We start from the raw sequence: 13408 nt of genomic DNA, 5'->3' as shown, positions 1-13408 counted from the left end.
TGTCAAAAAGCCCGGAACTCAGTGCTCCGGGCTTTTTGATGATATTCTAATTAGCCTTGGCAATCTTCCGGAACGCCCGGTCATTTCCCTGTTTGATCTCCACAATATAAATACTCGCCGGAAGCTGGGTAATGTTGAGTTGGTGCGAGAAACGGTTCGCAGTTTTGATAACCCGCAGATCTTTGAAAAGAGTACCCGATTTGGCGTCGAAAACGCGGATTTCGATCGGATCGATATGATTGTTGGCAAGATCGATGCGGATGAAATCCGAAGTTGGATTGGGGTACACGTTGACATCGGCATGCAGGGGCACTTCTGTTTCGGATAATGCGGGAAGGGCCATTTCTACGGCTGCCTGCCTCGCATTCTGGCCGTCGGCTGCGATCACGAAAACCGGGGTTTCCCCTGCCGTCACAGTCACCTTTCCATCGACGATCGGCAGCTCGGTCATAGCCATGTTATCGGCACCCGCGGTTGGGGTATAAATCTGCGCAACACCTGATTGGTTCAGATCGACGGTATATGCTGAGGTTCTCCCGACTTCATCCGGTACGGTCAGGATAAACAGCGACCTGCCATTCAATTCATAGCGGTCCACAATCGGGTCGTTGTGAAGCGTTTCCTTGTATTCATACTGGCCGAACAGCTTCTGCGTTTGCAGGAAGTAATCCGCCGAAGGCCGGCGTGTCTGGTCATTATTTACAAATCCGGAGGAGGCAAACATTCCACCGCCGCCATTGTCGTCGTACATCTGATAAAAGAACACTTTTTCAATACCGTGACGGGCCGAGAACAGTGAATAGCGAAGAATCCAGTCGGCTTGTGTTTGCAATGCCGATTTGCTGCCAACAGGGATCGCTTTCAAAGGGCTGTCCTGATGCACGTCATAACCCGCCTCGGTAATCCAGACGGGAAGGTCATTGGAAAGTTCTCTCGTTACTTTCACGAAATTGTCGAGAATTTGATTGGCATTGGTAACCTCAGGTGCCGCGCCACGGGTAGACGTACCGCTCTGGCTCGACGACGCATTGTCGGTATAAAGGTGGAAATTCACCACGTCCCAGCAGAGATTCACGCTGCCATCTACATTGTAACCGCGGAATTCCCTGCACCAATCGACCATTCCTTTCACAAAATCGGAACCGGTAACCAAACCGGCGATTACTACCTTCATATTGGGATCGGCGTTCTTGACGCCCACGCCGGCACCCATCGTGTTTTTGTGCCCGTCGTAGAATGCCGACATGTTGGCCGCATATTCGCGTGCGGTCTGGTAGCCTTTGCGTCCCTTCCACCATTTGTCACGCTCGTTGTCGCATTCGATGTATTTGATGAGGTTTAGGCCGATCCGGATTGTGTTAGGTGGGTCGTGGGTCCATCTTGGCGTGGTCGAAACGCTCAGAAGCGATGGGTCGACGTTGGTATTGCTTCCATAGCGCGCCGCATACTGGAATGCGACTTTGGCCTGTTCGATGTAAGAAAGCGGATCGGCGAAATTCTTTCCATAACGCACCGGCACATTCTCAGGGTCACGCTGATCTTCCGGGTAGGTTTCCCTCATCCAGGCTGGCTGTGTTTTAAGGCAGGCCAATACTTCAATGTTTTCCTGTTTACAACGTTCGTAAATGAGGTCGTAATTCCAGCTGCCGCTCAATGTCGGATTGTAGGAATACACGCCTTCCGACGATTCCAGCTTTTCCCAGTCCATGTAATGCCGCAGGCCGGTAAAACTTTTGGCGGCCTGCACCTTGGCTTCCACCAGCGATTCGATATGTGCGCCGTCCTGAAAATTCCATTCGTAACCATTAATACCGAGCATATCATTGAGCCTGATATGCTTTGTTCGCGCCGGGTTGCTGGTTTGAGTGCCGGGTGTATAGCTACCGTAAAACTCGATTTCCGTCGGTAAGGTGTTCGACATGGTCATCACCAGGTACCGGATGTTACTGAGAGGTTGATCGAGTTTAAACTGGGCATCGCCAGACAATTGGCGGCCGGGGTAGGGGCCTACCCAGCCATTGTAGATTTCGCCCGTAAACGTGGCGACCGGAATACGCTCCCATTGATCGGTGATAACGGAAAGCGTGAGCGGAAAATCCTGGGCAGTACCGGTGAAGTCAAAGAGCTTAATACCGTTGAGCGTGATCTGCTCCCCTTCTTTCAATGGATAATAGGCTTCGTAATTGTTGATAACCTTGCCCCAGCCGGTCAGCACGTCCTCTTGTGTGTTGCCATCAAACAGGCCGTCGAGACCGTTGGCTGCATTGGTAAGCTGGTACCAGCGTTTGGGATCGATGGGGATTTTTGTTCCGAGGGAGGGGTTATTGGGATTTGAATTATCACTGATTGTAAATGTCCGCGCCACGTTCTCCGCCGTCAGGTAGTTATTGTTTCCTGCCTGGGAAGCTGTGATCGTAACCTGGCCAGCCGCATGAATGGAGGCTTTCCATATGCCGGTTACATTGGATACCGAAACGATCGACGGGTCGGAAGAAGCAAATGCTATAGGTGTCTCGGGGTTGGTGCTGCTTGCGGCAAGGTTAAATGTGCCGTCGGTCAGGGTTTTGTCCGAAATAGGGTCGAAAGCAATAATGGATTGTCCCTGAACCGAACCGGGTATTACTTCAAACCAGTTGAAATTGAATGCGCCGCGGTGGGCATAAATACGGAATACCTGGCTGCCAGCGTCGAGTTGAACGGTAGTGCGTACCGTTGTGTAATTCTGCCACCCGCCGGTTTGCGGCACGTCTACATTGCCCAGAACATTGCCACTGATGTTTTTAAACTGAATATGACCATTGCCCCAGCTGTTGGCGACACGGAAATTGACAGTGTAGGTTCCTGCGTCCGGAACATTGACATTGTAGTCCAACCAGTCGCCATCGTCGATATAATTGACATTCTGGCCGCCATCTGCATCACCCGTCGTTTCCGTACGAACGTCCGTAGCCACATCAAATGTTTCTGCTTCGATGCGGCTCGTCAATGGCCTGGATTCTTTTACCTCTAACCAGTTAAAATTCCAGCCGCCTTTGGTAGCGAAAACTTTTAATCTCTGGTTCCCCGCGGGAAGTTGAACAAGCATGCTCACCGTTTTCCACCCCTGCATTCCGCCCGTTTGCGGCAGGAGAATGCTTCCGAGTACCTGGTCATCGCTGTTTTTCAACGTCAGCGTCGCCTCCGGGCTGAACCCATTGGCAATGCGGTAACTGAAGGTATATATCCCGGCTGTTGGCACATGTACGTCATAGTCCATCCAGCTGTTATCGACGATCCATTCCACATTCTGTCCGCCGTCCGCGTCTTCCGTGTTTTGAAGCTGTACACTGTACGAATCGTCATAGTTTTCAGCCTCGATTTTCGCAGGTAGGATCACGCCGGTGATGGGCTGGCTGGCTGCGACAAATGCAAGCCAGTTGAGATTGAACGCGCCGTTTTTGGCGAAAAGCCGCAGTACCTGGCTACCTGCCGGAAGCGGAACGGTGGTAGTAATCGTTACCCAGCTTTGCCAGCCACCTGTTTGTGGTACATTCACTTGCCCGAGTACAGTGCCCGCGGCGTTCTGAATTTCGATGATTCCGTTTCCATATGCGTTGGCTACCCGGAATTGGATTTCGTAATCCCGGGCGTTGGCCAGACTGATATTGTAATCCATCCAGTCGTTGTCGTCGATGTAGCCAACATTCTGCCCGCCACCCTCGTCGCCTGTTTCCTCTGTCCGGACTTCCCACATTGCATCGAAGCTTTCTGCTTCGACTTTGCCCGATGCGGGCCGTGACGCGGATACTTCAAACCAGTTGAAGTTCCAGCCGCCTTTTTCGGCATAAATACGGATGGTCTGATTTCCCTGTGGAAGGAGCGCAACGAATGAAACCGTCTGCCAGCCCTGCATTCCACCTGTTTGAGGCAAAACGATCCGCCCGAGCGTATGGCCGTCGGACGATCTCAATGCCAGGGTTGCTTCGGGGCTATAACCATTGGCGATCCGGAAACGGAATGTGTAGTAGCCTGCTGATGGGGTTTGTACCGCGTAATCCATCCAGCTGCCATCCGCTATCCAGCCTACATTCTGACCACCACCGGCATCCGCAGTGGATTCGGTGGCGATGGCCTGCATGGAAGCATAACTTTCTGCCTCGATCTTTCCGGGAAGTAACGTATTAGATTGAGCGTGAATGGAGAAGGAGTATGCGAAGAAACAAAGAGCTAAAAGTTTTTTCATTCCCTGGGTTTACAAAAATTTAGGGAAGATACAACTAGTTTAATGTTTGCTACAAATTTTGTAGAAGCTTTTTGATGTCGATATTGAGAGATAATCCCGCTGCCCTGAAATAACTTCAAAAATGCCATCGTTTTTGTTCGCCCCTGTATAAAACACATTTTAAAGATAGGCGCAAAAAGATTCCATACCGAAGCTTTCAGCATGCTATTTTTCTCGCTGTCAATGTAATGCGATAAGGAATCGGTCTGCGATCGAATTACAGACTATTTGTTCCCAAACTAATGCGGGGAAGGTGGCACGAACGCCGGTTGCCGATGGGGACGAAGACTAACAGGTCATTTGAATGCCGGAATTCCGGGTTCCTCACCAGGAAGGGGCTCTATTTCCGGGACGACCGGCTCCACATCCGGCAGTTCAGGTTCCGGCTTGACCGGGGGAGTTTCCGGTTCTTTCTCATAGGGAGGCGTTTCCTCAGGTACGTCCGGTGCGGGGACTTCGGGCCGTGGGTCGAACGGCGGTGTTTCGCGCGGGCCGGTAGGATCACCGCCTCCCTGTACAATGTCCTGGTACTCGTTTGCCATTTGATAGATATCCATGATTTCCAGCTGTTTTGATGAAATATGTATTGCATATGCGACTTCAAAATAACTGTGCCTGCGCAGATGAGAGTTGGCCTTTTGAAGACACTGCAATGGTTTCAAGAAAATATTTCCTGATCGCGGAATTATTTTATTAAAGCATTTGTAATGTCAGCACTGCGCAGTAAGTCAATATATTTAAATTCATCAATATATCACGGATATGGAGGCGAGGAGAGTGGAGAGGATATCGAAGGCATTGAGCGACCCAAGCCGGATTCTGATATTACAGCAATTGAAACAGAAAGAGGATTGCCTGTACTGTCACGAAATTTCGGATTTTATTGACCTGACTCAGCCTTCCATTTCGCATCACGTGAAGCAACTGGCGGATGCGGATCTGATCATTACGGAGAAAGAAGGCAGGAATGTGAAATACAAGCTGAATAAATCGGTACTGGATGAATATGTGGAGTTCCTGAATACGTTAAAAGTCTAAAAAATTTTTTGCCTAAAAACATCGATACATTTCTATATATTAATATGTGTCCGATGGTAACCTGCTAATCAGGAAATTCTGGGAATCATTCAGTTTGATAAATCAATATATTCAAATATTTAAATAAATAAATAATGGAAAAGACAATCCAATCTGCTAAAATCGTATCCGGCCTGGCGATCACCGGGGTTATCCTGCTTTCGGTTTTTATTAAGGGATATACTTCGAAGGATGGAAAAGACGGAGCTCCCGAGAAAGTGGCCGTAGCGGCCGCCAAGCCCGCTGGCGTTCCAGTGGACGTACAAGTACTGCGCTCTCAGTCGTTGGATGATGAAATGGCCGTTTCAGGCACTTTGCTGGCCTACCAGGAAGTGAGCATCAGCAGCGAACTCAGCCGCAAAGTGGTGGCAGTGTATGCCAGGGAAGGCAAGGCCGTTTCGACCGGAACGCTGCTTTTCAAGCTCGACGACGCCGACCTGCTCGCAGAGCTCGAACAATTGAAACAACAGGAAAAGCTAACGCTGCTCAACGAAAGGCGTTTAAAGGATCTGATCGATAAGGAGGCCGCTATTCAACAGGATTATGATCAGGCATTTACCAACCTGAAAGTATTGCAGGCCAGGATTGAGCAACTTAAAGTGACGATCAGCAAGACCAGCATCCGGGCGCCGTTCAGCGGTAATCTCGGAATCGTGAACGTGCATCCGGGCGCATACGTGACACCCGGCAGCCCCCTCGCTTTACTCACCGATAACAGCCGGTTGAAAATCGACTTTGCAGTTCCGGAAAAGCACGTCAACACATTGAAGCCCGGTGACGAGGTGGAATACAATGTGGAATCCGACGATAAAGTCTATAAAGCCCGCATTATCGCTCATGAAGCCGGCCTCGACCAGAAGACCCGCACGCTGCTGGTGCGCGCGGTGACCAACAACACGGGCCGTGAGCTGCTACCAGGGCAAAGCGCCCGTCTGAAATTGCGTTTAAGCAACACCGTTAACGCTTTAATGGTGCCTAACCAGGCACTTATTCCCTCCTCGAAAGGGTACAGCGTTTTTGTGGTTAACCACAACGCAGCCGCTTTCAAGTCCATAGAGGTAGGGCAGCGGAATGCCTATTCGGTGCATGTGACCAAAGGTCTGTCTCCCGGTGATACCATTATTACCAGCAATATGCTTCGTCTGGCCCCAGGTACGGCTGTACAGCTGGTTTCAGTCCATTAAAAATTTATACTACTACACATGAGTGCGATTTCACAAGTTAGTATCTCCCGGCCCGTGTTGGCCGGGGTTATGTCCGTATTGCTTATACTTTTCGGGATAGTCGGCTACAATTTTCTGGGAACGCGGGAATATCCCGTAACCGATTCGCCGATCGTGATGGTGACCACGGTGTATCCGGGTGCCAGTGCCGATATTATTGCCTCCCAGGTAACCAAGCCCTTGGAAGAGGCCATTGCCGAAGCTAACGGGATCCGTTCGGTCTCATCCACCTCCCGCGAGCAGGTAAGCATTATTACCGTCGAGTTTGAATTGAATGTGGATCTGGAAGCGGCTGCCAACGATGTTCGGGACAAAGTTTCCAAATCCCGCCAACAGCTACCGACGGACATCGAGCCGACGATCGTCGAAAAGGCCGGTCCGCAGGATATCCTGGTGTTCCTTACCGTGCAGAGCAAAACCAAGACGCTCGAAGACGTGACCGATTTTGTCAATATCAATATCAAGGAAAGGCTGCAATCCATCCCCGGTGTGAGGCTGGTGGACTCCTATGCGGGACGTAAGCGTGCCATGCGCCTGCGTATGGACCCGGTAAAACTGGCTGCCTACGGATTAACACCACTGGATATCCAGGCCGCATTGCAGCGGGAGAATGTAGATTTACCCAGTGGCCGCATTGAAGGTCAAAACACCGAAGTGACGTTACGCACGCAGGGCCGTCTGGTCACCGAGGACGATTTCAATAACATGATCATCCGCGAAAGCGCCGGTGCCATCGTGCGTTTCAAAGACGTGGGGCAGGCAGTCATGTCCTCCCAGAACGAACGGACTTCCATGATCATTTACAATGGTCAGACCGCCGAGTATGGCGTGGGGACGGGTGTAAGCCCGCAACGCGGTGCCAACTCGCTGGCGATCGTGGATGAGTTTACCAAACGTTTTGAGGAGATCCGAAAAACAGCCCCGAAGGAATATGAGATCGCTTTGGGAAAAGACTTTACCATACCCGTCAGAAACTCGCTTGCGGAGGTGGAAGAGACGCTTTTGCTCGCGTTCGCATTGGTTTCGCTGATCATTTTCATCTTCCTGCGCGACTGGCGCAGCACGGTGATCCCGCTGCTGGCGATACCGGTTTCCATTATCTCGGCATTCTTCATTATGTACGTCGCGGATTTTTCGATCAATGTACTGACGCTTCTGGGACTGGTACTGGCGATCGGGCTGGTGGTGGATGATGCGATCATTGTTCTGGAAAATATTTATGCCAAAGTTGAAAAGGGAATGTCGCCGATCGAGGCGGCCAGGACCGGTTCCAATGAGATCTATTTCGCTGTGATTTCCACCACCATTACCCTGGTTTCCGTGTTCCTGCCGATCCTGTTCCTGGGTGGTCTGACGGGTCGTTTATTCAAGGAATTCGCGATTGTGGTGGCCGGTTCTGTGACCATTTCAGCTTTTGTCGCGCTGACGCTCACCCCGATGATGAGCGCTTACCTGCTTAAACCTAATTCGGGACACAACTGGTTTTACCAAAAAACAGAGCGTTGGTTTGTGGCTTTGAACAATGCCTATGGACGTTCGCTGGCCGCATTTATGCAAGTGCGCTGGCTGGGGGTAGTCCTGCTGCTTGTTTCATTCGGAGTGGCTTACTGGCTGGCGCCCAAGCTTCCTTCCGAGCTGGCACCGCTCGAAGACCGTTCGATGATCGGGCTGGCCGTGATCGCTCCGGAGGGTACTTCCTACGAAAGCATGGAGCAAAGCATGAAGGAGATCGGGACCTACATAGCCGATTCTGTACCTGATTTGAATGCGGAAAGAACTTATACTGCGGTCGCAGCGGGATTGGGTAACCTTGCTCAACCCGTAAACGGAGGTTTTCAATGGATATTCCTGAAAGAACCCAAAGACCGGAAAAGCGGACTTTCACAAGCGCAGATCTTTCAGAAACTGGTGGTCGCGTCGCAGCAATTCAGGAATGTGTTGATCATTCCGGTGCAGACGCCTACGATCGGCGGTTACGGAAATGCGCAGCCTGTCCAGTACGTGGTGCAGGCGCCCAGCCTCAATGGGCTGATCGACGTCATGCCAAAGCTGATGACGGCGGTGGGGAGCAACAAAAAGCTCGTTTTCGCGGATGCCGATTTCAAAATAAACCGGCCCGAGATCAGCATCAGCATCGACCGCCAGCGGGCAGCGCAGCTCGGTATTTCAACCCAATCGATCGGTCAGACCCTTCAATTGGCACTAAGTAGCAGGCGATACGGCTATTTTATCCACAACGACCGGCAATATGAGGTGATCGGTCAGCTCGACCGTGAGGATCGTTCGGCCCCATTTGATCTGAAATCATTGTACCTCAAATCGGGAAGTGGGGAAATGGTTTCGCTTGATAACCTGACACGCCAGAACGAAGGCATCAGTCCGCCGGCCATTTACCGATATAATCAGTCGTACAGCGCGACCATCGCTGCTACACCGGCGCCTGGGGTGAGTCTTGGCGAAGCGATCGGTGAACTGGATAAAATAGCGGCGAAAGAACTGCCCAAAGGTTTCAGTACCGCATTGGCCGGTCAGAGCCGTGATTATTCCGAAAGCAGTTCGAGCCTGATCTTCGCATTCATCTTCGCGATCGTGCTGATCTATCTGGTGCTCGCAGCTCAGTTTGAAAGCCTGGTCGACCCGTTCATTATCCTGCTGACCGTGCCGATGGCATTGACCGGCGCATTACTGAGCCTCTGGTTCACGGCACAGACCGTCAATATTTTTAGTCAGATCGGCATTATCATGCTCATCGGTCTGATCACGAAGAACGGTATCCTGATCGTCGAGTTCGCCAACCAGAGCAAGGAGGAGGGTAGTTCGGTTTTCGAAGCGGCGAAGCTGGCGGCAGTATCCCGTTTCCGTCCGATCCTGATGACCACACTGGCCATGATCTTCGGTACATTGCCCATTGCATTGTCCCTCGGAACGGCTTCCGGTAGTCGTCAGTCACTCGGCATTGTCGTTGTTGGCGGGCTGATCTTCGCCGGGGTATTGACGCTCTATGTGATTCCATCCATTTATTCCTACCTGTCGAGACCGCTGCGTCACCGCACGGAAGAAGGTCACGCACCGCGGGCGGAAGAAGCATTGGCGCACGCACACTGACCCGAGGAAAAACAAATCGGGTCGCATTCAGACTACACATTTCAATCATGAAAACGAACATTTCGAACAGATACACCAGGGTAGTGGCCGCATGGGCCGTTATCCTGACTCTCGCCCCCGCTTTGACGTGGGGGCAAAAACAGACGTTATCGCTGGAACAGGCCGTGGAACAAGCCCGGTCACGGAACCGCGAACTGCGCATCGATTCGATGAATATCCATAAATCAACCCAGCAAACCGCCATTACGCGTGGGCTGCTGATGCCGAATATCGGTGTAACCGGCTCGGTTCAGCATTATTTTCAAAGACCGGTTTTCTTCGGCCTGGGTGGAAATTCGTCGGCTTCTTCCGAAAGGATCGACTACGCAAGGTTTGGCGGAGAGGACGTCGCCACCGCTCAGATTTCGCTCGTGCAGCCCATTTACAACTCGGCGCTGAAACAGGAAATCGCCAAAGCTAAGCTACATGAGAAGCGAAGCGCACAGTATTTTCGTGATAAAGAGGTGGATGTGATTGCGCGTGTGAAGCAGAACTATGTACGCCAGCTGGTGCTGGCCGAAAGGCTCAGGCTGCAAAAGGAGAGCATTCTGCGGAACGAGAAAGCCCTGAAAGACTCGCGTTACCTGCTCGCCCAGGGTAAGGCGCTGCGGGTCGATACGCTACGCGCCTATACGCAGGTGAAAAACCTCGAACCCGACGTGCAACGCCTTACTTATGCTTTGCAGATCAGTCAGCAGGAACTCCGGACACTGATCGGGGATTTCGCGGAAACAGAATATGCACTGTCGGATTCGCTTCAACTGGACCCAGGCGACTCCATTCCGTCGGAAGATGGCGCATACGCGTTGTCGATTCAGCAGCGCCCCGACCTGCGGCTCCTGACACTCAATAAGGAAATCAACGACCGCGAGATTGAACTGAATAAAGCTGCACGGCGTCCTGTTGTGAATTTCGTGAGCCAATACCAGTTGCAAACGCAGACCAATCAGTTTCGCTTTGGAAACGCGGGTTATCCGCCGGTGTTCTTTGCGGGCGTGCAGTTTTCTGTCCCGATTTTTAATGGCAAACAAAATATCAACCGCATTGCATTGAGCAAGATAGAAAGACAGCAGGCCGATGTAATCTACGACAATGCGCAAGAGGAATTGAAAACGCAGGTGAAGCAGGTGATCGCAAGCCTGGTGGAAACCTCGGGGCGGATTAAAACCCAACGCAATGTTTCGGAGACGGCGGAACTGAGCTACTCCATTACCAGGTATCGGTATGAAAAAGGTGTCGCATCGCGGCTGGAGCTGATGGATTCGGAGTTTGCATTGACCACCGCCAAAGCCAATTATCTGGAATCAGTGTTCGATTATTTATCGGCTAAAATTGAATTAGACCGGGTTATCGGTGCAGTCCGCAACGAATTATAGGCTATGAAACGCTTTCGATCGGTTTTGTAATACCGGATTATGATTAGGGTTGTGTTTGAATATATGCCGGAGGATCATTCATCTTCCGGCATTATTGTTTTCATGACAGGAGAATAATCTAATGCTTCGATAAAATTTTTATATTTGGTTTTATCCTCACATCAGATCACACCCCCCGATGGAAACACAGTACAACGAGACACGTCAGATTACCTTTCACGGCGAAGGCGCCAAGCTATTTGGCATTTACATTGTCAATATCCTTTTGACATTCATTACCCTCGGGCTTTATTATCCCTGGGCCAAAGCGGCGCTGCTGAAATACTATTATGAAGAGTCCGAATTTGAAGGAAGCCGTTTCACTTTCCACGGAACCGGTAAGGAAATGTTCAAAGGTTTTATCAAGGCGATCGGTATTTTCCTGGGTTTATATTGTGTCCTTTTTGCCGCGATATTCTCGAAAAACGTGACGATCACATTGCTCGGCTTTGTGGTGTTTTACATCGGTTTATTGCTTCTGATCCCGGTTGCGATTCACGGGGCGCTTCGTTACAGGACCTCCCGTTCATCCTGGCGCGGAATCCATTTCGGATACCGTGGCGACCGTAAGGAATTTATGAACATATTTATCGTAGGCAGTCTCATTACACTGGTTACGTTTGGAATCTATTCTTTCTGGCTGATCATTGAAATGCGGAAGTACATTTTCAAAAACCTGCGTTTTGGGAACATCACATTTTCCTATGAAGGGGAAGGTGCCGCGTTTTTCTGGCTCAATGTAAAAGGCTATTTTCTTTCTATCCTGACTTTAGGTATTTATTCTTTCTGGTACGCCAAAGACCTGTTTGCTTATTACGTGGACAATATCCGCATGTACCAGAGTGACAAGCAGGTTGCTTTCCGCTCCACAGCTACCGCAGGAGGTTACTTTGGCCTCGTGGTCGTCAATCTGCTGATCATCGTCCTTACGCTGGGTCTTGGAACGCCGTGGGCGATTGTCCGGGCGTTTAAGTTTGTGTTCTCCAATATCCTGATCGAAGGCCCGCTGAATGTGAACGCCATCGTACAAACCGAGGCAGATTATACCGACGCCACCGGTGAAGATCTCGCGGATATGATCGATATTGGCCTTGTTTAACTGACGCGATTCTTTTCATGCAGCATTTTAGTGTCCGTTACCACGACGGCCGGCTTTCCATCGCGCACGACGCGACGCTCTCTCTCATGCCCGATCATTGGCTCATTCATTACCGTGACCCTTCGGAGGAGCTGATATCGGTGCGTTGGGCATTGCCGGGCATTGTGACGGACGAAAATTTCAGTGACCTTTTTATTTTCCGGTACGGAGAATTTCCGCAGCAAACCATTGAATGCAAGGATGAGAACCTGCCGGGGGCGCTGAAACAGCGGTATCCGGAGAAGATATTTTTTAGGAAACGCATCAGTAATCTCTTCAAATTGAGCAACACCACCATTGTGGGAGTGGCGCTGCTCGTGCTTACCCTGATGGGCTCCAGCTATTGGTATGGTCTCCCGTGGCTGGCCGGTGCTGTCGCCAGCCGTATTCCCGTAAGCGCGGAAATCGAAATGGGCGACACCATGTATGAGAACATGATCCGTGCGTACGAAGTGGACAAACCACTGACGGACGCTGTGAATGACTTTGCGAAATCCATCGATTTCAAAACACCCTACCCGATCCGGGTAACGGTGGTGAAGGAGGATGAGGTTAATGCGTTCGCATTGCCGGGCGGACATATCGTGGTGTTTGACAAGATCATCCGGCAGATGAAAACCAAGGAACAATTGGCGGCGCTTCTCGCCCATGAGGTGGCCCATGTGCATTACAAGCATTCACTTCGCAATATTTTCAGAAGCCTGGCCGGGTATCTGTTTCTGTCATTGCTGCTGAACGATATCAATGGCATCGCGGCAGTAGTTGCCGACAATTCCAATGCATTGGCAAACCTTACCTATTCCCGCGAACTGGAAACCGAAGCGGACCGCAAGGGAATGGATGTTTTGCAAAGCGATGGTATCAGTTTGCAGGGATTTGTGGATTTGTTCGCGCTGCTGCAAAGCGAGCACGGGGATGTGGGGAGTTTGAAGTTGCTGAGTACGCATCCGTTGACGGAGGAGCGTCTCAAGCACTCAAAAACCAAAGCCATGGAGCAGGTTGGTATCAGGGATCAGCCGGAATTGCAGAACAGGTGGAAGGAAATTGTTTTAGCTAAAAAGAAATAGCGAGCCGTTGTGAACAATGGCTCGCTTTGGATTGTCGACTTGGCTCGATGAAATAAAAACTAAACTTATTTCGAACCGTCAGA

At 50.8% G+C, this 13408-nt stretch carries 8 protein-coding genes; 6 read left to right on the top strand and 2 right to left on the bottom strand.

What is annotated here, in order from left to right:
* Positions 1-46: 46 nt before the first annotated feature.
* Together BP71_RS13570 and BP71_RS13565 are read right to left on the bottom strand one after the other, a co-directional pair.
* Positions 47-4222 (bottom strand): carbohydrate-binding protein, encoded by a 4176-nt coding sequence (locus BP71_RS13570; protein WP_496380010.1) that lies wholly within the window; start codon positions 4220-4222, stop codon positions 47-49.
* Between the two features lie 335 nt (positions 4223-4557).
* A complete protein-coding gene (locus BP71_RS13565) occupies positions 4558-4818 on the bottom strand; it encodes a filamentous hemagglutinin (protein WP_496380008.1) in 261 nt (86 codons plus the stop codon).
* A 205-nt stretch (positions 4819-5023) separates the two neighbouring features.
* Between BP71_RS13565 and BP71_RS13560 the strand changes: the two genes are divergently transcribed.
* The 6 genes from BP71_RS13560 to BP71_RS13535 all read left to right on the top strand — a co-directional run bounded on the left by BP71_RS13560 (position 5024) and on the right by BP71_RS13535 (position 13325).
* Positions 5024-5299, top strand: coding sequence for an ArsR/SmtB family transcription factor (locus BP71_RS13560; protein WP_496380006.1), 276 nt, complete (start codon positions 5024-5026; stop codon positions 5297-5299).
* A gap of 134 nt (positions 5300-5433) precedes the next feature.
* Entirely contained in the window at positions 5434-6522 is a 1089-nt protein-coding gene (locus tag BP71_RS13555) for an efflux RND transporter periplasmic adaptor subunit (protein WP_496380005.1), read from the top strand.
* Positions 6523-6540: 18 nt separating this feature from the next.
* Positions 6541-9666, top strand: coding sequence for an efflux RND transporter permease subunit (locus tag BP71_RS13550; RefSeq protein WP_496380003.1), 3126 nt, complete (start codon positions 6541-6543; stop codon positions 9664-9666).
* 47 nt (positions 9667-9713) lie between these two features.
* A complete protein-coding gene (locus tag BP71_RS13545; protein WP_496380001.1) occupies positions 9714-11081 on the top strand; it encodes a TolC family protein in 1368 nt (455 codons plus the stop codon).
* 178 nt (positions 11082-11259) lie between these two features.
* The gene (locus tag BP71_RS13540; RefSeq protein WP_496379999.1) at positions 11260-12219 is read left to right on the top strand and encodes a YjgN family protein; all 960 of its coding nucleotides are present in this window, start codon (positions 11260-11262) and stop codon (positions 12217-12219) included.
* A 17-nt stretch (positions 12220-12236) separates the two neighbouring features.
* The gene (locus tag BP71_RS13535) at positions 12237-13325 is read left to right on the top strand and encodes a M48 family metallopeptidase (protein WP_496379997.1); all 1089 of its coding nucleotides are present in this window, start codon (positions 12237-12239) and stop codon (positions 13323-13325) included.
* Positions 13326-13408: the final 83 nt, after the last annotated feature.

It is taken from the genome of Dyadobacter ginsengisoli DSM 21015 (genome assembly GCF_059568735.1).
The sequence above is the reverse complement of the archived record's forward strand: the minus strand, read 5'-3'. Positions and strand labels throughout refer to the sequence as shown.